The sequence below is a fragment of the Burkholderia thailandensis E264 genome (assembly GCF_000012365.1).
Taxonomy (GTDB): domain Bacteria; phylum Pseudomonadota; class Gammaproteobacteria; order Burkholderiales; family Burkholderiaceae; genus Burkholderia; species Burkholderia thailandensis.
On record NC_007651.1, the window covers coordinates 3,324,994 to 3,348,411 of the forward strand.

Genomic DNA, 23,418 nt, shown 5'->3' on the forward strand with positions numbered 1-23,418 from the left:
GAGGAGGGGTGGAGGCGTCGCTCCGTCAGATCTTGTCGTGGCGGTATGTAAGCGAGTCGCCGGTACCGTCTCGACGGTGTGAATGAATGTTGCCAGAGTAGGCCCCACCACGGCGAGTAGCGGGGACCACAGTGTCAACAGAAGCACCGAAGAGAACTTCACGCAAAGGCATTCCTAATCACCCCGTCGAATTTCGACGGAAACTCGCCAAGCTGGCCTGCGAACCGGGCGTATCCGTAGCGCGGCTGGCGATGGAACACGGGGTGAACACGAACTTGTTATTCAAATGGCGTCGCGCGTTGCGTGCCGGCGAATACGATTCTGTGGGATTTTTGCCGGTCACATTGGAAGCGCCAGCGCCACAGATCGAGCGACCGACTGCGACCGTGGCGCCGACGCCGGTGATCGGCGCTGCCGCGATGGGCGCCATAGAGATCAACGTCGGTAACACTCGTGTGCGGATCGAGGGCTCGCCCAACGAGGGCACGTTGCGGCTGGTGCTGCGCATGTTGCGCAACACACCGGAATCGGCAGCATGATCGGGCTGCCCAGCCGCACAAAGGTCTGGCTGGCCGCGGGTGTGACTGATATGCGTTCAGGCTTCAACAGCTTGGCCGCGAAGGTCCAGACCGTATTGGAACGCGATCCCTTCAGCGGCCACGTGTTCGTGTTCCGAGGCAAGCGCGGCGATCTGGTCAAAGTGCTGTGGTGGAGCGGCGACGGCATGTGTCTTCTGATGAAACGCCTGGAACGGGGCCGATTCGTTTGGCCACGCGCCGACGGTGGCGTTGTCTGCCTGAGCCAAGCCCAACTGTCGATGCTGCTCGAAGGTACCAGGCTATCTACGAGACCGGACGCGTGAGGGAAGCTGCCTGCTGGGCGCATGCCCGACGCCAGTTCTATGAGCTACACGCTGCGCGCCCGAACGCATTGAATACCGAAGCGCTCGAGCGTATCGGTGCGTTGTACAAGATCGAAGACGCGATACGCGGCAAACCGCCCGACGAGCGTCGTGCGTATCGAGAAGCACATGCCCGACCGCTTCTCAGTCAGCTTCACGCCTGGCTCACCGCCACGCTGGAGACACTCTCAAAGAAATCCGATACGAGTCGGGCGATTCTCTATGCGCTGAACCGATGGGAAGCGCTCACACGCTATTGCGACGACGGCCAACTCGAGATCGATAACCTGCCGGTCGAGCGAGCGGAGCCTGTCAGATTTTTAGTGTGCTGAGGTCATGAGACGATAACGGAACTAACGTCCTATGACCGATGCAACAGTGAGCAAGAAGAGCAAGAATCCGAAGGCACCAAAGCTGTTTCCCGATGAGCTGATCGATCAGTTGCTTGCCCAGGTTCAGGGCAAGGATGCCGAGTCGATCCTGGGCGAATCGGGGCTGGCCGGCCAGCTCAAGAAGCAACTGGCCGAGCGCATGCTCGCGGCCGAGTTGAGCCACCATCTGGCAGCCGAGACCGAGCAAGGCAGGGCCGGTAACCACCGCAACGGCACCAGCGCCAAGACGGTCCTGACGCCCAACGGCGAACTGAAGCTGGATATTCCGCGCGATCGACAGGCGACGTTTGAGCCGCAGTTGGTTGGCAAGTACCAACGCCGGCTGCCAGGCTTCGACGACCACGTGATCAGCATGTATGCGCGCGGCATGAGCGTTCGCGAGATTCAGGGCCATCTGCTGGAACTGTACGGGTTGCAGGTGTCGCCCGACCTGATTTCGACGGTCACCGACGAGGTGCTGGCCGACGTCGAACAGTGGCAGCAGCGCCCGCTCGAGGCCATGTATCCGATTGTGTACTTCGACGCGCTGCGGCTGAAGATCCGCGACGAAGGCACGGTCAAGAACAAGGCGGTCTATCTGGCGCTGGGCATCCGCGCCGACGGCCGCAAGGAAGTACTGGGTTTGTGGATCGAGCAAACCGAAGGCGCCAAGTTCTGGCTGAAGGTCTTCAACGAGCTGAAGAACCGCGGCTTGCACGACATCCTGATCGCGGTGGTCGATGGGTTGCGCGGCTTCCCCGAAGCGATCGAGGCGGTCTATCCGGCCGCCCAAATCCAGATCTGCATCGTGCATCTGATCCGCAATTCGCTGAATCTGGCGAGCTGGAAGGATCGCAAGCCGCTGGCTGCCGCGATCAAGCCGATCTACCAGGCCGCCACGGCCGAGGCGGCGGCAGCGGCGCTCGACGCCTTTGCGCAGAGCGAGTGGGGCCGCAAATTCCCTACCGTCGCGGCCATGTGGCAGCGCCAATGGGAACAGGTGATTCCCTTCTTTGCCTATCCGCCGGAGGTGCGTCGAATCGTATATACGACAAACGCTATCGAGAGCATGCACATGCAGTTGCGCAAGATCGTCAAGAACCGCGGCCACTTCCCGAGCGACGAAGCCGCCAGCAAACTGCTGTATCTGGCCTTGCGCAACATCGAAAAGGATTGGAAGATGCCGCCTATCACTTGGCGGCAAGCAGTTAATCAGTTCGCCATTCTGTTCGGCGAGCGATTCACCTCCGCCATCAACTGAGACCTTTAACCGGCCTCAGCACACGAAATTCCTGACACGTCCAGCGAGCGTTGCGTGGAGTGGCCATCGGGAGGCGGAATTACCTGTTCGCCGGTGCCGACTCCGGCGGCGAGCGCGCTGCCGCGATCTATAGCCTCATCGGAACGGCGAAGCTCAACGGCATCGATCCCGAGGCGTATCTGCGCTTCGTCCTTGCCCGCATTGCTGATCACGCAATCAATCGTGTCGATCAGCTCATGCCGTGGGCCATAGCTGATCAACTCCGCGACGACAGCTGACATCAAGATCCCGTCGTCAAGACGGCGCTGCCGACACGCTTACGTTCTCTTCGGTGCTTCTGTTGACACTGTGGTCCCCGCTACTCGCCGTGGTGGGGCCTACTCTGGCAACATTCATTCACACCGTCGAGACGGTACCGGCGACTCGCTTACGGGGCGGTATGGAGGTGGCGTCGGCAGAGGGATGAGAGGGGTGTGGTGGGTGGGGATAAAAAGCAAAACCCCCGCCTGGTTGGGCGGGGGTTTTGGCAAGGGGAGCCTGACGATTACCTACTTTCACACGGGCAATCCGCACTATCATCGGCGTAGAGTCGTTTCACGGTCCTGTTCGGGATGGGAAGGGGTGGGACCGACTCGCTATGGTCATCAGGCAAAGAGGGATGTTCTGCTGGGCAGGCCAACAGAACCAATCTGGGAAGAAGCAGTAATATTGGGTTGTGTGTATCGCACACGAGAATCAACAAGATCTGGCAAGGCAGACTTGTTATAGGATCAAGCCTTACGGGCAATTAGTATCGGTTAGCTGAACGCATTACTGCGCTTACACACCCGACCTATCAACGTCCTGGTCTCGAACGACCCTTCAAGGGGATCAAGTCCCCGGGGAAGTCTCATCTTAAGGCGAGTTTCCCGCTTAGATGCTTTCAGCGGTTATCTCTTCCGAACATAGCTACCCGGCGATGCGACTGGCGTCACAACCGGTACACCAGAGGTTCGTCCACTCCGGTCCTCTCGTACTAGGAGCAGCCCCCTTCAAACTTCCAACGCCCACGGCAGATAGGGACCAAACTGTCTCACGACGTTTTAAACCCAGCTCACGTACCTCTTTAAATGGCGAACAGCCATACCCTTGGGACCGGCTACAGCCCCAGGATGAGATGAGCCGACATCGAGGTGCCAAACACCGCCGTCGATATGAACTCTTGGGCGGTATCAGCCTGTTATCCCCAGAGTACCTTTTATCCGTTGAGCGATGGCCCTTCCATACAGAACCACCGGATCACTATGACCTGCTTTCGCACCTGCTCGACTTGTCGGTCTCGCAGTTAAGCACGCTTATGCCATTGCACTATCAGCACGATTTCCGACCGTACCTAGCGTACCTTCGTACTCCTCCGTTACGCTTTGGGAGGAGACCGCCCCAGTCAAACTGCCTACCATGCACTGTCCCCGACCCGGATCACGGGCCAAGGTTAGAACCTCAAACAAACCAGGGTGGTATTTCAAGGACGGCTCCACCGAAACTAGCGTTCCGGTTTCATAGCCTCCCACCTATCCTACACAGATCGGTTCAAAGTCCAATGCAAAGCTACAGTAAAGGTTCATGGGGTCTTTCCGTCTAGCCGCGGGTAGATTGCATCATCACAAACACTTCAACTTCGCTGAGTCTCGGGAGGAGACAGTGTGGCCATCGTTACGCCATTCGTGCAGGTCGGAACTTACCCGACAAGGAATTTCGCTACCTTAGGACCGTTATAGTTACGGCCGCCGTTTACCGGGACTTCAATCAAGAGCTTGCACCCCATCATTTAATCTTCCGGCACCGGGCAGGCGTCACACCCTATACGTCCACTTTCGTGTTTGCAGAGTGCTGTGTTTTTATTAAACAGTCGCAGCCACCAGTTTATTGCAACCCCTTCACCCTCCTGGCGCAGGCCAGTCAAGCTACCAGGGCGTACCTTATCCCGAAGTTACGGTACCAATTTGCCGAGTTCCTTCTCCCGAGTTCTCTCAAGCGCCTTAGAATACTCATCTCGCCCACCTGTGTCGGTTTGCGGTACGGTCATCGTTAGACTGAAGCTTAGAGGCTTTTCTTGGAACCACTTCCAATTGCTTCGCTCCCGAAGGAGCTCGCGCCACACCCTTGAATCCTGCGCCCGGATTTGCCTAAGCGCCTTCTCCAATGCAGCGACCGGGACTTCCAACACCCGGACAACCTTCCGCGATCCGTCCCCCCATCGCATCTAACAATGGTGCAGGAATATTGACCTGCTTCCCATCAGCTACGCATTTCTGCCTCGCCTTAGGGGCCGACTCACCCTACGCCGATGAACGTTGCGTAGGAAACCTTGGGCTTACGGCGAGGGGGCCTTTCACCCCCTTTATCGCTACTCATGTCAGCATTCGCACTTCCGATACCTCCAGCACCCTTTACAAGGCACCTTCGCAGGCTTACGGAACGCTCTCCTACCATGCGTGCAAGCACGCATCCGCAGCTTCGGTATATGGCTTAGCCCCGTTACATCTTCCGCGCAGGACGACTCGATCAGTGAGCTATTACGCTTTCTTTAAAGGGTGGCTGCTTCTAAGCCAACCTCCTGACTGTTTTAGCCTTCCCACTTCGTTTCCCACTTAGCCATATTTGGGGACCTTAGCTGGCGGTCTGGGTTGTTTCCCTCTTGACACCGGACGTTAGCACCCGATGTCTGTCTCCCGTGATTGCACTCTTCGGTATTCGGAGTTTGCTATGGCGGGGTAATCTGCAATAGACCCCCCAACCATGACAGTGCTCTACCCCCGAAGGTGAGACACGAGGCACTACCTAAATAGTTTTCGGAGAGAACCAGCTATTTCCAGGTTTGTTTAGCCTTTCACCCCTATCCACAGCTCATCCCCTAACTTTTCAACGTTAGTGGGTTCGGACCTCCAGTACGTGTTACCGCACCTTCATCCTGGCCATGGATAGATCACCTGGTTTCGGGTCTACGCCCAGCAACTGAACGCCCTATTCGGACTCGCTTTCGCTACGCCTGCCCTATTCGGTTAAGCTTGCTACTGAACGTAAGTCGCTGACCCATTATACAAAAGGTACGCCGTCACCCCTTTCGAGGCTCCGACTGTTTGTATGCATGCGGTTTCAGGATCTATTTCACTCCCCTCCCGGGGTTCTTTTCGCCTTTCCCTCACGGTACTGGTTCACTATCGGTCGATCACGAGTATTTAGCCTTGGAGGATGGTCCCCCCATCTTCAGACAGGATTTCACGTGTCCCGCCCTACTTGTCGTACACCTAGTTCTTTCATACTGTTTTCGCCTACAGGGCTATCACCTGCTATGGCCGCACTTTCCAGAGCGTTCGGCTAACAATACAAATAAAGAGTACAGGCTCTTCCCATTTCGCTCGCCACTACTTTGGGAATCTCGGTTGATTTCTTTTCCTGCGGTTACTTAGATGTTTCAGTTCACCGCGTTCGCCTCACATAGCCTATGTATTCAGCTATGGATACTCCATTCGGAGTGGGTTTCCCCATTCGGACATCTACGGATCAAAGCTCGTTTGCCAGCTCCCCGTAGCTTTTCGCAGGCTACCGCGTCCTTCATCGCCTGTGATCGCCAAGGCATCCACCACATGCACTTGTTCGCTTGACCCTATAACGAGTCTGTCTCTCGATCATCGTTAGCGCTTGAGCGCTTACGATGATCCGATACACAGTACGCTACAGGTTGAGTTCTCGCGTTGTGCCGTATTCCAAAATCGAGCCGAACATGAAGTTCGAATCATCTTGAGATACATCGATACAATCACAACCCGGATAGTTTCCACGTCCATCTCATTAGACGCTTCCGCTATCCAAATTACTTACTTCTTCCAGATTGTTAAAGAACGACAGCCGATACAGTTTCCTGCATCACTCTGACTGGCTCAATCGCCAATGCTTAATGCTCGCTTCCAAGCACTTACCATTGAGGATTGGTGGAGGCAGACGGGATCGAACCGACGACCCCCTGCTTGCAAAGCAGGTGCTCTCCCAGCTGAGCTATGCCCCCATACAGAGACACTCAGGTTTATTCCGCCAGACAATTGGTGGGTCTGGTTGGATTCGAACCAACGACCCCCGCCTTATCAAGACGGTGCTCTAACCGACTGAGCTACAGACCCCTGAGTCTGTCCTAATTTACAGCCGATAAGCGTGAGCGCTCAACTTCGCGGATTTAAGCTCGAGAAAGGAGGTGATCCAGCCGCACCTTCCGATACGGCTACCTTGTTACGACTTCACCCCAGTCATGAATCCTACCGTGGTGACCGTCCTCCTTGCGGTTAGACTAGCCACTTCTGGTAAAACCCACTCCCATGGTGTGACGGGCGGTGTGTACAAGACCCGGGAACGTATTCACCGCGGCATGCTGATCCGCGATTACTAGCGATTCCAGCTTCATGCACTCGAGTTGCAGAGTGCAATCCGGACTACGATCGGTTTTCTGGGATTGGCTCCCCCTCGCGGGTTGGCGACCCTCTGTTCCGACCATTGTATGACGTGTGAAGCCCTACCCATAAGGGCCATGAGGACTTGACGTCATCCCCACCTTCCTCCGGTTTGTCACCGGCAGTCTCCTTAGAGTGCTCTTGCGTAGCAACTAAGGACAAGGGTTGCGCTCGTTGCGGGACTTAACCCAACATCTCACGACACGAGCTGACGACAGCCATGCAGCACCTGTGCGCCGGTTCTCTTTCGAGCACTCCCGCCTCTCAGCAGGATTCCGACCATGTCAAGGGTAGGTAAGGTTTTTCGCGTTGCATCGAATTAATCCACATCATCCACCGCTTGTGCGGGTCCCCGTCAATTCCTTTGAGTTTTAATCTTGCGACCGTACTCCCCAGGCGGTCAACTTCACGCGTTAGCTACGTTACTAAGGAAATGAATCCCCAACAACTAGTTGACATCGTTTAGGGCGTGGACTACCAGGGTATCTAATCCTGTTTGCTCCCCACGCTTTCGTGCATGAGCGTCAGTATTGGCCCAGGGGGCTGCCTTCGCCATCGGTATTCCTCCACATCTCTACGCATTTCACTGCTACACGTGGAATTCTACCCCCCTCTGCCATACTCTAGCCTGCCAGTCACCAATGCAGTTCCCAGGTTGAGCCCGGGGATTTCACATCGGTCTTAGCAAACCGCCTGCGCACGCTTTACGCCCAGTAATTCCGATTAACGCTCGCACCCTACGTATTACCGCGGCTGCTGGCACGTAGTTAGCCGGTGCTTATTCTTCCGGTACCGTCATCCACCCCGGTTATTAGCCAGGATGATTTCTTTCCGGACAAAAGTGCTTTACAACCCGAAGGCCTTCTTCACACACGCGGCATTGCTGGATCAGGCTTGCGCCCATTGTCCAAAATTCCCCACTGCTGCCTCCCGTAGGAGTCTGGGCCGTGTCTCAGTCCCAGTGTGGCTGGTCGTCCTCTCAGACCAGCTACTGATCGTCGCCTTGGTAGGCCTTTACCCCACCAACTAGCTAATCAGCCATCGGCCAACCCTATAGCGCGAGGCCCGAAGGTCCCCCGCTTTCATCCACAGATCGTATGCGGTATTAATCCGGCTTTCGCCGGGCTATCCCCCACTACAGGACATGTTCCGATGTATTACTCACCCGTTCGCCACTCGCCGCCAGGCCGAAGCCCGCGCTGCCGTTCGACTTGCATGTGTAAGGCATGCCGCCAGCGTTCAATCTGAGCCAGGATCAAACTCTTCAGTTCAATTCCTGTTACTGTTTTCGGTTGTTTCCAACCGGTCGCTCACTCAAAGCTGACAGGTCATATGAATTGCTTCATAAACCTGACTTACTTTAGTGTGAGACTCTTGATACTTTTGCTTGCGATCCGAAGATCGTCCGCTTACATCAAGCGCCCACACTTATCGGCTGTTCATTGTTAAAGAGCACATCTGCGAGAAAACTTTCCTACTCAACTCCGTCTTCTCAGCAGCGCTGCGTTGTCAGCAGCAGAGAAACGAGATTATGATCACTTATTCGCAGCACGTCAACAACTTTTTTACTACCGTGTCGCGCAGCGTCTGGATCACCATTTCACGCTCTCGGTCGCAACCACCGCCGACCGCACTACCCGAGCCGTGAAACTTCCCGCTCCCCTTCGCGCTGCGTTCTCCGTAGCGCGAAAGAGGCGTGATTGTAGGCACTACCTCTTCCGCGCGCAAGCCCCTTTCGAAAGAAAATTCTTGCACCTTGAGTTCAGGCACGCGGCAAGTCAGAAACTCGAGGCGCGCAGGCGCTTTCATTCGAGACGCGCCGCGCGGCAGAAAACAAAGGCGCACGACACTTTGGCCGCGTTCAGCGGTGCTTGAAGACGGGCTTGCGCTTCTCGACGAACGCCGCCATGCCTTCCTTCTGATCTTCAGTTGCAAACGCCGAATGAAACAAGCGGCGCTCGAAGTGCACCCCTTCGGACAAGGTCGTCTCGTACGCGCGATTCACCGCCTCCTTCACCATCATCACGGCGGGCAACGAGAACTCGGCGATCGTCGACGCCGCGGCAATCGCTTCGTCGAGCAACTTGTCGGCCGGCAGAATCCGCGACACCAGCCCCGCGCGCTCGGCCTCCTCCGCATCCATGAAGCGAGCGGTTAGGCACATGTCCATCGCCTTCGCCTTCGATACCGCCCGCGGCAGACGCTGCGTGCCGCCCGCCCCCGGCAGCACGCCGAGCTTGATTTCGGGTTGGCCGAATTTCGCGGTATCGGCCGCAAAGATGATGTCGCACATCATCGCGAGCTCGCAGCCGCCGCCCAGCGCGAAACCCGCCACCGCCGCAATGACCGGCTTGCGAACCTGACGCACCGCCTCCCAGTTACGCGTGATGTAGTCGCCCTTGAAGACGTCCATATACGAATAGGTCGCCATCATCCCGATGTCGGCGCCAGCTGCGAACGCCTTCTCGCTGCCCGTCAGCACGATCGCGCCGATACCCTCATCCGCATCAAATACCTTGAGCGCCGCGCCGAGCTCGTCCATCAGCGCGTCGTTCAGCGCATTCAGCGCCTTCGGACGATTCAGCGTAATCAGTCCCACCCGGCCCCGCGTCTCCACCAGGATGTTCTCGTAAGCCATCTGCCTCTCCTCGATCAATGAAACATGAAATGCCGCACACGTACGGACGATTTGATGCTAACATTTTCCGACCAACCGGTCGGTTAATTAATGACCGCCACCTTTCTCAACGTTCACCACGCCTGCCGCCATGACCCATCCTCTGTTCACGAAGCATGAAGACACGTTGAAGCACGCGCTCTCCACGATCGAAACGCGCGGCTACTGGAGCCCGTTCGCCGAGATGCCGAGCCCCAAAGTGTACGGGGAAAGCGCCAACGCAGACGGCGAAGCAGCATTCAAAGCCCAACTCTACAAACCCTTCGAACTCGATCAGCCCGCCTCTGGCGGAACGGTCGGCGCCGAGCGCTCGCCGTACGGATTTGCACTCGGCATCCGCTACCCGAAATCTTCGCCCGACGAGTTGATCGCCGCTGCCGCCCAGGCACAGACCGCATGGCGCAAGGCCGGACCGTCCGCATGGGTCGGTGTGAGCCTTGAAATCCTCGCCCGGCTGAATCGCGCGAGCTTCGAAATCGCATACAGCGTGATGCACACCACCGGACAGGCGTTCATGATGGCTTTCCAGGCGGGCGGGCCGCATGCGCAGGACCGCGCGCTTGAAGCCGTCGCCTACGCGTGGCACGAACTGCAGCGCATCCCCGCCGACGCCCATTGGGAAAAGCCGCAGGGCAAGAATCCGCCGCTCGCGATGCACAAGCGCTACACGGTCGTGCCGCGCGGCACGGGGCTCGTGCTCGGTTGCTGCACGTTCCCGACCTGGAACGGCTATCCGGGCCTGTTTGCCGATCTGGCAACCGGCAACGCGGTCATCGTCAAGCCGCATCCCGGCGCGATCCTGCCACTCGCGATCACCGTGCGCATCGCGCGCGCCGTGCTGCGTGAAGCGGGCTTCGATCCGAACGTCGTCACACTGCTCGCGACCGAAGGGAGCGACGGCGCGCTCGTCCAAGAGCTGGCGCTCCGCCCGGAGATCAAGCTGATCGACTTCACCGGCAGCTCGCAAAACGGCAACTGGCTCGAACGCAACGCGCACCAGGCACAGGTGTATACGGAGAAGGCGGGCGTCAACCAGATCGTGATCGATTCCATCGACGATCTGAAAGCCGCCGTCAAGAACATCGCGTTCTCGCTCGCGCTCTACTCCGGCCAGATGTGCACCGCGCCGCAAAACATCTATGTTCCGCGCGACGGCATCCGCACCGCGGAAGGGCACGTCAGTTTCGACGACGTTGCACTGGCAATCGCCGGCGCCGTGCAGAAGCTGACGGGCGACCCGGCGCGCTCGGTCGAGCTCATCGGCGCGCTCCAGAACGAAGGCATCGCGGCCCGCATCGACGGCGCGCGCAAACTCGGTCGCGTGCTCGCCGACAGTCAGGCGCTCGAGCATCCGGCATTCAAGGACGCACGCGTGCGTACGCCGCTCGTGGTGCAGCTCGACGTCGCGGATCGCGCGAAGTACACGCAGGAGTGGTTTGGTCCGATCTCGTTCGTCATCGCGACCGACTCGACTGCGCAATCGCTCGATCTCGCCGGCTCGATCGCGGCCGAGCACGGCGCGCTGACGCTGTCCGTCTATAGCACGGACGATGCCGTCGTCGAAGCGGCGCACGATGCGGCGATACGAGGCGGCGTCGCGCTGTCGATCAATCTGACGGGTGGCGTGTTCGTCAATCAGTCGGCGGCGTTCTCCGACTTTCACGGCACGGGCGCCAATCCGGCCGCGAACGCGTCGCTCGCCGATGCAGCGTTCGTCGCGAATCGCTTCCGCGTCGTACAGAGCCGGCACCATGTTGCGCCGAAGGCCGTTCCCGCGGAAGCTGGCCAAACGGCATAACCCGTTCGGCCGAGCTGCCGATCGCGCGATCGTTCACTACCATGAATGAACCCGCCCGCTCGCGGGTTCACCCTTGCCGGAACTCGACATGACCAAAGCATTCCTGTGTGACGCAATCCGAACGCCCATCGGCCGCTACGGCGGCGCGCTGGCCCCGGTGCGGGCCGACGACCTCGGCGCGGTGCCGCTCAAGGCGCTCGCCGAGCGCAACCGCGACGTCGACTGGGCCGCCGTCGACGACGTGATCTACGGCTGCGCGAACCAGGCCGGCGAAGACAACCGCAACGTCGCGCGCATGTCGCTGCTGCTCGCCGGCTTGCCCCACGCCGTGCCCGGCGCGACGATCAACCGCCTCTGCGGCTCCGGGATGGACGCGATCGGCATCGCCGCGCGCGCGATCAAGGCCGGCGAGGCGAACCTGATGATCGCGGGCGGCGTCGAGAGCATGAGCCGTGCGCCGTTCGTCACGGGCAAGGCGACGAGCGCGTTCTCGCGGCAGGCCGAGATCTTCGATACGACGATCGGCTGGCGCTTCGTCAATCCGCTGATGAAACAGCAGTATGGCGTCGATTCGATGCCGGAGACGGCCGAGCACGTCGCGACCGATTACCGCGTGAGCCGCGCCGATCAGGACGCGTTCGCGCTGCGCAGCCAGCAGAAGGCGGCGCGCGCGCAGGCCGACGGCACCCTCGCGCAGGAAATCGTGCCGGTGACGATCGCGCAGAAGAAGGGCGAGCCGCTCGTCGTGGCGCGCGACGAGCATCCGCGCGAGACGACGCTCGATGCGCTCGCCAAACTCAAGGGCGTCGTGCGGCCGGACGGCACGGTGACGGCAGGCAACGCGTCGGGCGTGAACGACGGCGCGTGCGCGCTGCTCGTCGCGAGCGAGGCGGCCGCGCGGCGTCACGGCCTCGTGCCGCGCGCGCGCGTGCTGGGGATCGCGACCGCGGGCGTCGAGCCGCGGGTGATGGGGATCGGCCCGGCGCCGGCGACGCAGAAGCTGCTCGCGCGGCTTGGCATGACGCTCGACCAGTTCGACGTGATCGAGCTGAACGAGGCGTTCGCATCGCAGGGCCTGGCGGTGCTGCGGCTGCTGGGCGTCGCCGACGACGATGCGCGCGTGAATCCGAACGGCGGCGCGATCGCGCTCGGCCATCCGCTCGGCGCCTCGGGCGCGCGGCTCGTGACGAGCGCGACGTATCAGTTGCATCGCACCGGCGGCCGCTTCGCGCTCTGCACGATGTGCATCGGCGTCGGGCAGGGCATCGCGATCGCGATCGAGCGCGTATAAGACGAGCCGGCAGGCGAAGGACGCATCCCGTTCATTTCGAAGGCATGACAGGAGACAGCCGATGTCCTACCAAGCGATTCGCATCGACATCGATCCGGCAGCACAGATCGCGACGATCACGCTCGATCGCCCCGACAAGCTCAACAGCTTCACGCGCAACATGCATCGCGAGCTGCAGTCGGCGCTCGACGACGTGCAGGCCGCCAACGCGCGCGCATTGATTCTCACGGGCGCGGGCCGCGGCTTCTGCGCGGGCCAGGATCTTGCCGACCTCGATTTCACACCTGGGGCGATGACCGATCTCGGCGACATGATCGAAGCGCATTTCAATCCGCTCATTCGCCGCCTGCAAGCGCTGCCGCTGCCCGTCATCGCCGCCGTGAACGGCATCGCGGCGGGCGCAGGCGCCAATCTGGCGTTCGCGTGCGATCTCGTCATCGCGGCGAAATCGAGCAGTTTCATTCAATCGTTCGTGAAGATCGGCCTCGTTCCGGATTCCGGCGGCACGTGGTTCCTGCCGCAGCGCGTCGGCTTCGCCCGCGCGCTCGGCCTCGCGCTGACGGGCGACAAACTCGGGGCCGAACAGGCGGAGCGTTGGGGGCTCGTGTGGCGCGTCGTCGACGATGCCGAACTCACCGGTACCGCCTCGCAACTCGCCCGACAACTCGCGCAGCAGCCGACACGAGCGATCGCGGCAATCAAGCAGGCGATGCGGTCGAGCGTCACCAACACGCTCGACCAACAGCTCGATGTCGAACGCGACCTTCAGCGCGAGCTCGGGCAATCGTACGACTACGCGGAGGGCGTGCGCGCGTTCATCGAAAAGCGCGCCCCTCGCTTCGAAGGACGCTGAGATGACCGAACGCTCTCCCACGGCAACCGCCGAACGCTCCGCCGAAGCGCTTGCCCGCGCGACCGCCGAAGCAATGTTTGCCGCGGACGCCTGCAGCCGCGGCCTCGGCATCGAGCTGCTCGAAGTGCGGCCGGGCTATGCGCGCACGTGCATGCCGGTGCGCCCGGATTTTCTGAACGGCCACCAGATCTGTCACGGCGGACTCATCTTCACGCTCGCGGATTCAACGTTCGCGTTCGCGTGCAACTCGTACAACGTCAACACCGTCGCGGCCGGCTGCTCGATCGAATTCCTGCGGCCGGTGGCGGGCGGCGACGTGCTCACCGCAGAGGCGACTGAGCAGACGCTGAACGGCCGGCACGGCATCTACGATATTCGCGTAACGAACCGGGCGGGAGAAACCGTCGCGATGTTCCGCGGCAAATCGACCCAAATCAAAGGGACGGTGATCCCTATAGACCGTTAGCGTGCACACGCGCTCACATAAATATATTGGAGACATCATGACAACCTCGCTTCCGCTCGAACCGATCGAACGGGCGAGCCGCGACGAACTGCTCGCGCTTCAGCTCGACCGCCTGAAATGGTCACTCGCGCACGCGTACGAGAATTCGCCCGTCTATCGGCGCAAGTTCGACGAGGCGGGCGTGCATCCGACCGATCTGAAGACGCTGGCGGATCTGGGCCGCTTTCCGTTCACGACGAAGAACGACCTGCGCGACAACTACCCGTTCGGCATGTTCGCCGTTCCACAGGAGCGCCTCTCGCGCATCCATGCTTCGTCGGGCACGACGGGCAAGCCGACCGTGGTCGGCTACACGGCGCAAGACATCGATATGTGGGCCGGCCTCGTCGCCCGCTCGATCCGTGCGGCGGGCGCCCGGCCAGGCGACAAGGTCCATGTGAGCTACGGCTATGGCCTCTTCACGGGCGGTCTCGGCGCCCATTACGGCGCGGAGCGGGCCGGGCTCACGGTGATCCCGTTCGGCGGCGGCCAGACCGAAAAGCAGGTGCAGCTGATTCAGGACTTCCGGCCCGACATCATCATGGTGACGCCCAGCTACATGCTGTCGATCGCCGACGAAATGGAGCGCCAGCACCTCGATCCCGCCCAGTGTTCGCTGCGGATCGGCATCTTCGGCGCGGAGCCGTGGACCAACGACATGCGCGTCGCGATCGAAAAGCGCATGGGCATCGACGCCGTCGACATCTACGGGCTCTCCGAAGTGATCGGCCCGGGCGTCGCATCGGAGTGCGTCGAAACGAAGGACGGCCCGACGATCTGGGAAGATCACTTCTACCCCGAAATCATCGATCCCGACACCGGCGAAGTGCTGCCGGACGGCGAGTTCGGCGAGCTCGTGTTCACGTCGCTCACGAAGGAGGCAATGCCGATCGTCCGTTATCGGACCCGCGACCTCACGCGCCTGCTGCCCGGCACCGCGCGCACGATGCGCCGGATGGAAAAGATCACCGGCCGTTCGGACGACATGATGATCGTGCGCGGCGTAAACGTGTTTCCGACCCAGCTCGAAGAGCAGTTGCTCAAGCAGCGTGCGCTCGCGCCGCACTATCAGGTCGTCCTGACGAAGGACGGGCCGCTCGACGTGCTGACGCTCAACGTCGAGCCCTGCCCGGAGACGGCGCCGGATGCAGCCGCGATCGATGCCGCACGCCGCTCGCTCGCTCACGACATCAAGTCGCTGATCGGCGTGACCGCGATCATCAACGTGTTGCCCGTCAACGGCATCGAACGCTCGGTCGGCAAGGCGCGGCGAATCGTCGACAAGCGGCGGTCGTGACGCTTCGCGCATCGCGCTGGACGCCCCGCGCGCGCCGCCCGTTCCGAAACGAACCGCTTGGAGGAAAAACCGCCGCGCGATGCACGGCGGCGCGAATCACATACGTTCGATCGCGCAGACCGGCCGCGCGCCGTTCGCGCGCCCCCAGCCCCACCACCGATCCCCCCGAAAACAAAGCGCGCCGCCCGACATGCGGACGAACGCGGCGCGCAATCCGCCGTCGCCCCAATGCAACGCTCGCGCGGCCACAGCGCGGTCACGCAATCGCACTCACGCGGTCAAGCACCCGACGCTCGCCGCGCGCACGCGCATGCTCACGCGCCGCTCATGAATTGGGAAACAGCAGCCACATCCGCCCGGTCTGCTTCATCCGGCCGGCCTGGTCGCCTGCGTCGTCGCCAAGCCCCCAGAAATAGTCCGCCCGCACGCCGCCCCTGATCGCCGTTCCGACATCCTGCGCAAACACGAGGCGATTGAGCGGCGCATTCGTCATCGGACGCGTCGTCTGCAGGAACACCGGCGTGCCGAGCGGAATCGACGACGGATCAACCGCGATCGAGCGCTCCGGCGTGAGCGGCACGCCGAGCGCGCCCACCGGGCCGTCCGCGCCGCCGCGCGGCACGTCCTCCTGCGACGGCATCTCGCGGAAGAACACAAAGCGAGGATTGGTGTCGAGCAGCGCATCGACACGCGACGGATTCGCGCGCGCCCACGCCTTGATCCCCTGCATCGTCGCCTGCCCGGCGCTGAGTTCGCCATGATCGAGCAGCCATTTGCCGATCGAGCGGTACGGCTGGTTGTTCGTGCCGCCGTAACCGACCCGCATCACCGTACCGTCGTCGAGGACGACCCGGCCCGAGCCTTGCACCTGCAGGAAGAACGCCTCGATCGGATCGTCGACCCAGACGAGCTCGTTGCCGTTCAGCACGCCCGAGCGCATGAGCTGCGCGCGTGCCGGCATCGACGCGCCCGCGCGGTAGCCGGCGGGCCAGCGGTAGAGCGCGTACTGATACGGACCACGCCGAACCCGCGAGCCGTGCAGCAGCGGTTCGTAGTAGCCGGTCACGAGGCCGTCGAGCGTGCCGTCGTTATTCGCGAACTGGAATGGCGTGAAGTACGTCTCGAAGAAGGTGCGGGCACTGCCGACGTCGAGATCGTCGAGCCGCACGGCGGCCGCGCACGCGCGCTGCCAGTTCGCCTGCCGCGCGAGGCGTACGCAGTTCTCGCGCAGCGCGATCGTCGCGCCGATCAGGCTGTCGTCCTGCCAGCCCGGCACCTGCTGCCACGCGACGGGCGTGAGTCGCGCAGCCGCGATCTGCCCTGGTACGATCGCGGCACCCGCGGGCCGCGACGCCTGCCGCACCGGCGTGCCGCCGCATGCGGCAAGAAGCGCCGCAGCCGCGACGGCCGCAGCCCACCCGGCAAGCCGCCGGCTAAAACCCATACAATGTCCGTTGTTGATGGAAACCGCCATGTCCGATCTGCTCGACCAATACCCGATGCTCATCTTTGCGCTGGAATCGTTGCTGGCGCTCGCCCTGCTCATATTCATCGTCGTCTGGACGGCTTCGGGCAAGAAGAAGCAGCCCGGCCGGCACGACAAGCCCCAGCGCTGACAGCGCCCCAATCTGCCGCGCCCCGGCGGCGCCCGCACGCTCAGTGCAGCGTGCGCGGCATGTGCAGCGCGAATTCGTCGACGGGCGCCTCGAAGCGCTCGCCGTCCTCCGCGACGCAAAAATACGCGCCGCGCATCGTGCCGACAGGCGTCGCGATCACGGCCCAACTCGTGTACTCGAACTGCTCGCCCGGCTGCAGCAACGGCTGATGGCCTACGACGCCGAGCCCCTTGACCTCCTGAACCTGGTTCTCGCTATCCGTGATGATCCAGTGCCGGGCGATCAGTTGCGCCGCCACCTGCCCTGTATTGCGGATCGTCAGCGTGTACGCGAATGCGTATTGACGGCGTTCGGGGTCGGATTGTTCCGGCAAATAGCTGGTCTTCACCGATACGCTGAATCGATACTGGCTCATGGTGGTCCCGTCGAGGTCGCCCGCCGCAGCCGCTGCCGAGGCGCCCGCCCCGCACGGCCGACGCGCCGCTTTGGTTCGGCATTCTGCTTGATGAGGCCCCGGCCCGCAACCGGGCGCCGCGCGCCGCGGCGGTAGAATGGCGTTTTTCCGTATCGCAACGCTCCCCACGCGCTTTCCGCTCATGACGCAATTCCGCATCGCCCCCAGCATTCTGTCGGCCGACTTCGCGCGGCTCGGCGAAGAAGTCCGCAACGTCGTCGCCGCCGGCGCCGACTGGATCCACTTCGACGTGATGGACAACCACTACGTGCCGAACCTGACGATCGGCCCGCTTGTCTGCGAGGCGATCCGGCCGCACGTGCAGGTACCGATCGACGTGCATCTGATGGTGCGCCCGGTCGACCGGATCGTGCCGGATTTCGCGAAGGCGGGCGCGAACCTGATCAGCTTTCACCCGGAAGCGTCGGACCACATCGACCGCACGCTCGGCCTGATCCGCGATCACGGCTGCAAGGCGGGCCTCGTGTTCAATCCGGCGACGCCGCTCAACTACCTCGACCACGTGATGGACCGCGTCGATCTCGTGCTGATCATGTCGGTGAATCCGGGCTTCGGCGGTCAATCGTTCATTCCCGAGGCGCTCAACAAGCTGCGCGCAGCCCGCGCGCGCATCGACGCGTACACCGCGCGCACCGGCCGCGAGATCCATCTGGAGATCGACGGCGGCGTGAAGGCCGACAACATCGCGGAAATCGCCGCGGCGGGCGCGGACACGTTCGTCGCGGGCTCGGCGATCTTCGGCAAGCCCGACTATCGTCAGGTGATCGGCGAGATGCGCGACGCGCTCGCCGCCGTCAAGCGCGCGTGAGCACGATGACGACGTCGCCCTTCATCGACGCGCCGCGCATCGAAGCGGCGCTCATCGACCTCGACGGCACGATGGTCGATACAGCAGACGATTTCACGGCCGGCCTGAACGCGATGCTCGCGCAGCTCGACGCTCGGGAAACGACGCGCGAGGAGGTGATGCGCTATGTCGGCAAGGGTTCGGAGAACCTGATTCAGTGCGTGCTCACGCCGCGCTTTTCCGAACACGACGCGAGCGCGCGCTTTGGCGAGGCACTCGCGCTCTACCAGGCCGAATACGCGAAGATCAACGGCCGCCACACGCGGCTCTACCCGGACGTCGACGCAGGCTTGCAGGCGATGCGCGACGCGGGCGTCAAGCTGGCATGCGTGACAAACAAGCCTTACCGGTTCGCAGTCGAGCTGCTCGCGCAGTACGGCCTCTCCGGGCACTTCTGCGCGGTGTTCGGCGGCGACAGCGTGCCGCGCAAGAAACCCGATCCGGCGCCGATGCTTGCCGCGTGCGATGCGCTCGGCGTCGCGCCGCGCGCGGCGGTCGCGATCGGCGATTCGGAGAACGACGCGCTCGCGGGCCGCGCCGCCGGAATGGCGACGCTGACCGTGCCGTACGGCTACAACCACGGCAACGCTATACAAACGATCGAATCGGATGGTATAGTCGATTCGCTTCTCGCCGCCGCGCGGCTCATTTCCGCGCATAATTCGGCAAGATCAGCGGCAAGATCAGCCATCTGACTTTTTCTTCCATCCGCATGTTTCTGAACAAAAAACGGAGTCTGAGCAGCATCGACCGGGGAGCCTGGCCCTGGCGTCGCTGGTCGCGCCAACCTCGATGAGGTACGCTGAAGCTCGTCTTCAGCCCCGTTTTTTGTTTCGCTGCGCGTCCGCGCCCCGATCGTCGTCCAACCCGCCGGCCCTGCCGCTGTCGAACGTTCCGCGTTCGGGCTGCCCGTCGGCGCGCGACGCACGATCGCCAGGCAAAGCATCCGCCGGTTCGTCCGATCCGCCCCGCGAGGGACGTGCTCCGGGCGCGAGCGCAGCGCCACGCGATCCCCGGCGCGCCGCGCCGATCGTCCCGACGACAGGACCGGAACATGACTGAACTCGAATTCCAATCGCTCGCCAACGAGGGCTACAACCGCATTCCGCTCATCGCCGAAGCGCTGGCCGACCTCGAAACGCCGCTTTCGCTGTATCTGAAGCTCGCGCAGCCCGAACGCGGCGGCGCCAACTCGTTCCTGCTCGAATCGGTGGTGGGCGGCGAGCGCTTCGGGCGCTACTCGTTCATCGGCCTGCCCGCGCACACGCTCGTGCGCACGAAGAACGGCGTGTCGGAAGTCGTGACGGACGGCCGGGTCGTCGAAACCCACGACGGCGATCCGTTCGCGTTCATCGCGAAATTCCAGAGCCGCTTCAAGGTCGCGCAGCGTCCCGGCCTGCCGCGCTTCTGCGGCGGCCTCGCCGGCTACTTCGGCTACGACGCGGTGCGCTACATCGAGAAAAAGCTCGCGCACACCGCGCCGCGCGACGATCTCGGCCTGCCCGACATCCAGTTGCTGCTCACCGAGGAAGTCGCCGTCATCGACAATCTCGCCGGCAAGCTCTACCTGATCGTCTACGCCGATCCGACGAAGCCCGAGGCGTACACGAAAGCCAAGCAGCGGCTGCGCGAGCTGAAGCACCGGCTGCGCGCGAGCGTCGTGCCGCCCGTCACGTCGGCGAGCGTGCGCACCGAAATCTATCGCGAGTTCAAGAAGGAAGACTATCTGGCCGCCGTGCGCCAGGCGAAGGAATACATCGCGGCGGGCGAGCTGATGCAGATCCAGGTCGGCCAGCGCCTCGCGAAGCCGTATCGCGACAATCCGCTGTCGCTGTACCGCGCGCTGCGTTCGCTGAATCCGTCGCCGTATATGTATTACTACAACTTCGGCGAATTCCATGTCGTCGGCGCATCGCCGGAGATTCTCGTGCGCCAGGAGAAGCGCGGCGACGACCAGATCGTGACAATCCGCCCGCTCGCCGGCACGCGTGCGCGCGGCAACACGCCCGAGCGCGATGCCGAGCTCGCGACCGAGCTGCTCAACGATCCGAAGGAGATCGCCGAGCACGTGATGCTGATCGACCTCGCGCGCAACGACGTCGGCCGCATCGCGCAGATCGGCTCGGTTCAAGTGACCGACAAGATGGTGATCGAGAAATACTCGCACGTGCAGCATATCGTGAGCTCGGTCGAAGGCAAGCTGAAGCCCGGCATGACGAATTACGACGTGCTGCGCGCGACGTTCCCGGCCGGCACGCTCTCCGGCGCGCCGAAGGTCCGCGCGATGGAGCTGATCGACGAGCTCGAGCCGGTGAAGCGCGGGCTCTACGGCGGCGCGGTCGGCTACCTGTCGTTCTCGGGCGAGATGGATCTCGCGATCGCGATCCGCACGGGCCTCATCCACAACGGCAATCTGTACGTGCAGGCGGCGGCGGGCATCGTCGCCGACTCGGTGCCCGAATCCGAATGGCAGGAAACCGAGAACAAGGCGCGTGCGGTGCTGCGCGCGGCCGAACAGGTGCAAGACGGCCTCGATTCCGATTTCTGACCGGAGACTGACCATGCTGCTCATGATCGACAACTACGATTCGTTCACCTACAACCTGGTCCAGTACTTCGGCGAGCTCGGCGAGGACGTGCGCACCTATCGCAACGACGAGATCACGCTCGACGAAATCGCGCGCCTGAACCCCGACGCGATCTGCCTGTCGCCCGGCCCGAGCAACCCGCAGCATGCGGGGATCACGCTCGGCGTGCTGCGCGAGTTCGCCGGCAAGAAGCCGATTCTCGGCGTGTGCCTTGGCCACCAGGCGATCGGCGAGGCGTTCGGCGGCCGCGTCGTGCGCGCGAAGACGATCATGCACGGCAAGGTGAGCCGGATCGAGACCGACGGCCGCGGCGTATTCGCCGACCTGCCGAAGCACTTCGACGTGACCCGCTATCATTCGCTTGCGATCGAGCGCGAATCGCTGCCCGATTGCCTGGAAATCACGGCGTGGACCGACGACGGCGAGATCATGGGCGTGCGCCACAAGACGCTGCCCATCGAAGGCGTCCAGTTCCATCCGGAATCGATCCTGTCGGAGCACGGCCACGCGCTCCTCGAGAATTTCCTGAAGGAAGCGCGGCAAGCGGCCGCTCATTCAGCCTGACGACGGCGGACCGAATCATGACCATCACTCCCCAGGAAGCGCTGCAGCGCACGATCGAGCACCGCGAGATCTTCCACGACGAAATGCTGCACCTGATGCGGCTCATCATGCGCGGCGACATGTCGCCCGTGATGGCGGCCGCGATCATCACCGGTCTGCGCGTGAAGAAGGAGACGATCGGCGAGATCACCGCCGCCGCGACGGTGATGCGCGAGTTCGCGCGCCACGTCGAGGTGGAGGACAACGCGAATTTCGTCGACATCGTCGGCACGGGCGGCGACGGCTCGCACACGTTCAACATCTCGACCGCGACGATGTTCGTCGCGGCGGCGGCGGGCGCGAAGGTCGCGAAGCACGGCAACCGCGGCGTGTCGAGCAAGTCCGGCAGCGCCGACGTGCTCGAGGCGCTCGGCGTGAACATCGATCTGCAGCCCGAGCAGGTGGCCGCGTCGATCGCCGAGACGGGGATGGGCTTCATGTTCGCGCCGAACCATCATCCGGCGATGCGCAACATCGCGCCCGTGCGCCGCGAGCTCGGCGTGCGGACGATCTTCAACATCCTGGGGCCGCTCACCAACCCGGCCGACGCGCCGAACCAGCTGATGGGCGTGTTCCATCCGGATCTCGTCGGCATTCAGGTGCGCGTGATGCAGCGGCTCGGCGCGCGGCACGTGCTCGTCGTCTACGGCAAGGACGGGATGGACGAGGTGTCGCTCGGCGCGGCGACGCTCGTCGGCGAGCTGCGCGACGGCGAAGTGCGCGAGTACGAGATCCACCCGGAGGACTTCGGGATGCAGATGGTGTCGAACCGCACGCTAAAGGTCGAGAACGCCGGCGAATCCCGCGTGATGCTGCTCGAGGCGCTCGGCAACAAGCCGGGCGTCGCGCGCGAAATCGTCACGCTCAACGCGGGCACCGCGCTCTATTCGGCGAACGTCGCGGGCTCGATCGCCGACGGCATCCAGCTCGCGCGCGAAGCGATCGCGAGCGGCCGCGCGCGCGAGAAGGTCGACGAGCTCGCGCGCTTCACGCAGCAGTTCAAGCGCTGATCCGGCGCCTCGCGCCTCAACCGAATCCGAATCCAGCACGCAGGGCAGACATCCATGAGCGACATCCTCGACAAAATCATCGCCGTCAAGCGCGAAGAGATCGCCGCCGCACTCAAGAGCGCGCCGCTCGAAGAACTGAAGCTGCAGGCGTCGGCGCGCGATTCGCGCGACTTCGTCGGCGCGCTGCGCGGCAAGCATGCGGCCGGACACGCCGCCGTCATCGCCGAGGTGAAGAAGGCGAGCCCGTCGAAAGGCGTGCTGCGCGAGCGCTTCGTGCCGGCCGACATCGCCCGCTCGTACGCGGAGCACGGCGCCGCATGCCTGTCGGTGCTGACCGACGAGCAGTTCTTCCAGGGCAGCGCGCGCTATCTGGAAGAGGCGCGCGCCGCATGCAACCTGCCCGTGCTGCGCAAGGACTTCATCGTCGACCCGTATCAGGTGCTCGAAGCGCGCGCGATGGGCGCGGACGCGATCCTGCTGATCGCCGCCGCACTCGATACGCCGCTGATGGTCGATCTCGAGGCGTACGCGCATTCGCTCGGGCTCGCGGTGCTCGTCGAGGTGCACAACCGCGACGAACTGAGCGCGGCGCTCGAACTGAAGACGCCGCTCGTCGGCATCAACAACCGCAACCTGCGCACGTTCGAGACGACGATCGACACGACGCTCGGCATGCTCGACGCGATTCCGGACGACCGCATCGTCGTCACCGAATCGGGCATCCTGTCGCGCGCGGACGTCGAGCGAATGGAAGCGGCGGGCGTGCATACGTTCCTCGTCGGCGAAGCGTTCATGCGCGCCGAGAATCCGGGCGCGGAACTCGCGCGGATGTTCTTCTGAGCGG

The 23,418-nt window shown here is 62.6% G+C and carries 19 protein-coding genes, 2 tRNA genes, 3 rRNA genes and 2 pseudogenes; 18 read left to right on the top strand and 8 right to left on the bottom strand.

The window, feature by feature from the left end:
* Positions 1-131: 131 nt before the first annotated feature.
* The 5 genes and pseudogenes from tnpA to BTH_RS26940 all read left to right on the top strand — a co-directional run.
* The gene (tnpA, locus tag BTH_RS26925) at positions 132-539 is read left to right on the top strand and encodes an IS66-like element accessory protein TnpA (protein WP_009888727.1); all 408 of its coding nucleotides are present in this window, start codon (positions 132-134) and stop codon (positions 537-539) included.
* Positions 536-862, top strand: coding sequence for an IS66 family insertion sequence element accessory protein TnpB (gene tnpB / locus BTH_RS26930; protein WP_009892112.1), 327 nt, complete (start codon positions 536-538; stop codon positions 860-862). Before tnpA ends, tnpB begins: the two co-directional genes overlap by 4 nt.
* Positions 817-1,206 (top strand): annotated as a pseudogene (locus tag BTH_RS32415) (transposase); the annotation flags it as partial. The gene tnpB and the pseudogene BTH_RS32415, both read left to right, overlap by 46 nt.
* Before the next feature lie 58 nt (positions 1,207-1,264).
* Positions 1,265-2,533, top strand: coding sequence for an IS256 family transposase (locus BTH_RS26935; protein WP_011402527.1), 1,269 nt, complete (start codon positions 1,265-1,267; stop codon positions 2,531-2,533).
* A gap of 41 nt (positions 2,534-2,574) precedes the next feature.
* Positions 2,575-2,811: pseudogene (locus BTH_RS26940) on the top strand (transposase domain-containing protein); the annotation flags it as partial.
* A 257-nt stretch (positions 2,812-3,068) separates the two neighbouring features.
* On the opposite strand, the gene rrf reads toward BTH_RS26940, so the two are convergent.
* The 6 genes from rrf to BTH_RS26970 all read right to left on the bottom strand — a co-directional run bounded on the left by rrf (position 3,069) and on the right by BTH_RS26970 (position 9,652).
* Positions 3,069-3,182, bottom strand: a 5S ribosomal RNA gene (gene rrf, locus BTH_RS26945).
* Between the two features lie 117 nt (positions 3,183-3,299).
* A 23S ribosomal RNA gene (locus tag BTH_RS26950) occupies positions 3,300-6,179 on the bottom strand.
* A 323-nt stretch (positions 6,180-6,502) separates the two neighbouring features.
* Positions 6,503-6,578: transfer RNA gene (locus BTH_RS26955), tRNA-Ala, on the bottom strand.
* 35 nt (positions 6,579-6,613) lie between these two features.
* Positions 6,614-6,690, bottom strand: a tRNA-Ile gene (locus BTH_RS26960).
* 64 nt (positions 6,691-6,754) lie between these two features.
* Positions 6,755-8,285 (bottom strand): 16S ribosomal RNA (locus BTH_RS26965).
* The 16S, 23S and 5S rRNA genes sit together here with 2 tRNA genes alongside, the layout of an rRNA operon.
* A gap of 590 nt (positions 8,286-8,875) precedes the next feature.
* Positions 8,876-9,652 (bottom strand): enoyl-CoA hydratase, encoded by a 777-nt coding sequence (locus BTH_RS26970; protein WP_009888723.1) that lies wholly within the window; start codon positions 9,650-9,652, stop codon positions 8,876-8,878.
* A gap of 130 nt (positions 9,653-9,782) precedes the next feature.
* Between BTH_RS26970 and paaN the strand changes: the two genes are divergently transcribed.
* The 5 genes from paaN to paaK all read left to right on the top strand — a co-directional run bounded on the left by paaN (position 9,783) and on the right by paaK (position 15,435).
* Positions 9,783-11,489 (top strand): phenylacetic acid degradation protein PaaN, encoded by a 1,707-nt coding sequence (gene paaN, locus BTH_RS26975; protein ID WP_009888721.1) that lies wholly within the window; start codon positions 9,783-9,785, stop codon positions 11,487-11,489.
* Between the two features lie 88 nt (positions 11,490-11,577).
* A complete protein-coding gene (gene pcaF / locus BTH_RS26980) occupies positions 11,578-12,780 on the top strand; it encodes a 3-oxoadipyl-CoA thiolase (RefSeq protein WP_011402529.1) in 1,203 nt (400 codons plus the stop codon).
* A gap of 61 nt (positions 12,781-12,841) precedes the next feature.
* Positions 12,842-13,633: a 2-(1,2-epoxy-1,2-dihydrophenyl)acetyl-CoA isomerase PaaG gene (gene paaG, locus BTH_RS26985; protein ID WP_009888717.1), complete on the top strand. Its 792-nt coding sequence runs from the start codon at positions 12,842-12,844 to the stop codon at positions 13,631-13,633.
* A 73-nt stretch (positions 13,634-13,706) separates the two neighbouring features.
* On the top strand, positions 13,707-14,099 hold the full coding sequence (paaI, locus tag BTH_RS26990; RefSeq protein ID WP_025369756.1) for a hydroxyphenylacetyl-CoA thioesterase PaaI: 393 nt from the start codon (positions 13,707-13,709) through the stop codon (positions 14,097-14,099).
* 37 nt (positions 14,100-14,136) lie between these two features.
* Positions 14,137-15,435, top strand: a complete 1,299-nt coding sequence (gene paaK / locus BTH_RS26995) for a phenylacetate--CoA ligase PaaK (RefSeq protein ID WP_009888715.1) — start codon at positions 14,137-14,139, stop codon at positions 15,433-15,435.
* 325 nt (positions 15,436-15,760) lie between these two features.
* Here paaK and BTH_RS27000 read toward each other — a convergent pair whose 3' ends face one another.
* Positions 15,761-16,879: a murein transglycosylase A gene (locus BTH_RS27000; RefSeq protein ID WP_009909886.1), complete on the bottom strand. Its 1,119-nt coding sequence runs from the start codon at positions 16,877-16,879 to the stop codon at positions 15,761-15,763.
* A 28-nt stretch (positions 16,880-16,907) separates the two neighbouring features.
* On the opposite strand from BTH_RS27000, the gene BTH_RS35395 reads away from it, so the two are divergent.
* Positions 16,908-17,051, top strand: coding sequence for a hypothetical protein (locus BTH_RS35395; RefSeq protein WP_009909887.1), 144 nt, complete (start codon positions 16,908-16,910; stop codon positions 17,049-17,051).
* 40 nt (positions 17,052-17,091) lie between these two features.
* On the opposite strand, the gene apaG is transcribed toward BTH_RS35395, so the two are convergent.
* Positions 17,092-17,466 (bottom strand): Co2+/Mg2+ efflux protein ApaG, encoded by a 375-nt coding sequence (gene apaG / locus BTH_RS27010; protein ID WP_009888712.1) that lies wholly within the window; start codon positions 17,464-17,466, stop codon positions 17,092-17,094.
* Between apaG and BTH_RS35400 the strand changes: the two genes are divergently transcribed.
* The 7 genes from BTH_RS35400 (at position 17,392) to trpC (ending at position 23,414) form a co-directional block, all read left to right on the top strand.
* Entirely contained in the window at positions 17,392-17,601 is a 210-nt protein-coding gene (locus BTH_RS35400) for a hypothetical protein (protein WP_009906273.1), read from the top strand. The genes apaG and BTH_RS35400 overlap by 75 nt on opposite strands.
* A 46-nt stretch (positions 17,602-17,647) precedes the next feature.
* Complete coding sequence (gene rpe, locus BTH_RS27015; protein ID WP_009888710.1) at positions 17,648-18,334, top strand: ribulose-phosphate 3-epimerase; 687 nt, start codon at positions 17,648-17,650, stop codon at positions 18,332-18,334.
* A 5-nt stretch (positions 18,335-18,339) separates the two neighbouring features.
* The gene (locus tag BTH_RS27020; protein ID WP_011402533.1) at positions 18,340-19,068 is read left to right on the top strand and encodes a phosphoglycolate phosphatase; all 729 of its coding nucleotides are present in this window, start codon (positions 18,340-18,342) and stop codon (positions 19,066-19,068) included.
* Positions 19,069-19,427: 359 nt separating this feature from the next.
* On the top strand, positions 19,428-20,921 hold the full coding sequence (gene trpE, locus BTH_RS27025; protein ID WP_009888708.1) for an anthranilate synthase component I: 1,494 nt from the start codon (positions 19,428-19,430) through the stop codon (positions 20,919-20,921).
* A gap of 13 nt (positions 20,922-20,934) precedes the next feature.
* Positions 20,935-21,525, top strand: a complete 591-nt coding sequence (locus BTH_RS27030) for an aminodeoxychorismate/anthranilate synthase component II (protein ID WP_009888707.1) — start codon at positions 20,935-20,937, stop codon at positions 21,523-21,525.
* A gap of 17 nt (positions 21,526-21,542) precedes the next feature.
* Positions 21,543-22,574 carry an anthranilate phosphoribosyltransferase gene (gene trpD / locus BTH_RS27035; RefSeq protein WP_009888706.1) on the top strand — a complete coding sequence of 344 codons (1,032 nt, stop codon included), beginning with the start codon at positions 21,543-21,545 and terminating at the stop codon, positions 22,572-22,574.
* Between the two features lie 54 nt (positions 22,575-22,628).
* Positions 22,629-23,414: an indole-3-glycerol phosphate synthase TrpC gene (gene trpC / locus BTH_RS27040; RefSeq protein WP_009888705.1), complete on the top strand. Its 786-nt coding sequence runs from the start codon at positions 22,629-22,631 to the stop codon at positions 23,412-23,414.
* Positions 23,415-23,418 lie beyond the last annotated feature (4 nt).

What these genes read in the sequence shown, in the direction of transcription:
- BTH_RS26935 (WP_011402527.1), top strand. Translation starts at nt 1,265, where the DNA reads ATGACCGATGCAACAGTGAGCAAGAAGAGCAAGAATCCGAAGGCACCA.
- trpD (WP_009888706.1), top strand. Translation starts at nt 21,543, where the DNA reads ATGACCATCACTCCCCAGGAAGCGCTGCAGCGCACGATCGAGCACCGC.
- BTH_RS27000 (WP_009909886.1), bottom strand. Translation starts at nt 16,879, where the DNA reads ATGGGTTTTAGCCGGCGGCTTGCCGGGTGGGCTGCGGCCGTCGCGGCT.
- paaI (WP_025369756.1), top strand. Translation starts at nt 13,707, where the DNA reads ATGTTTGCCGCGGACGCCTGCAGCCGCGGCCTCGGCATCGAGCTGCTC.
- trpC (WP_009888705.1), top strand. Translation starts at nt 22,629, where the DNA reads ATGAGCGACATCCTCGACAAAATCATCGCCGTCAAGCGCGAAGAGATC.
- pcaF (WP_011402529.1), top strand. Translation starts at nt 11,578, where the DNA reads ATGACCAAAGCATTCCTGTGTGACGCAATCCGAACGCCCATCGGCCGC.
- BTH_RS35395 (WP_009909887.1), top strand. Translation starts at nt 16,908, where the DNA reads ATGTCCGATCTGCTCGACCAATACCCGATGCTCATCTTTGCGCTGGAA.
- BTH_RS27020 (WP_011402533.1), top strand. Translation starts at nt 18,340, where the DNA reads ATGACGACGTCGCCCTTCATCGACGCGCCGCGCATCGAAGCGGCGCTC.
- paaG (WP_009888717.1), top strand. Translation starts at nt 12,842, where the DNA reads ATGTCCTACCAAGCGATTCGCATCGACATCGATCCGGCAGCACAGATC.
- BTH_RS26970 (WP_009888723.1), bottom strand. Translation starts at nt 9,652, where the DNA reads ATGGCTTACGAGAACATCCTGGTGGAGACGCGGGGCCGGGTGGGACTG.
- tnpB (WP_009892112.1), top strand. Translation starts at nt 536, where the DNA reads ATGATCGGGCTGCCCAGCCGCACAAAGGTCTGGCTGGCCGCGGGTGTG.
- rpe (WP_009888710.1), top strand. Translation starts at nt 17,648, where the DNA reads ATGACGCAATTCCGCATCGCCCCCAGCATTCTGTCGGCCGACTTCGCG.
- apaG (WP_009888712.1), bottom strand. Translation starts at nt 17,466, where the DNA reads ATGAGCCAGTATCGATTCAGCGTATCGGTGAAGACCAGCTATTTGCCG.
- paaK (WP_009888715.1), top strand. Translation starts at nt 14,137, where the DNA reads ATGACAACCTCGCTTCCGCTCGAACCGATCGAACGGGCGAGCCGCGAC.
- paaN (WP_009888721.1), top strand. Translation starts at nt 9,783, where the DNA reads ATGACCCATCCTCTGTTCACGAAGCATGAAGACACGTTGAAGCACGCG.
- BTH_RS27030 (WP_009888707.1), top strand. Translation starts at nt 20,935, where the DNA reads ATGCTGCTCATGATCGACAACTACGATTCGTTCACCTACAACCTGGTC.
- trpE (WP_009888708.1), top strand. Translation starts at nt 19,428, where the DNA reads ATGACTGAACTCGAATTCCAATCGCTCGCCAACGAGGGCTACAACCGC.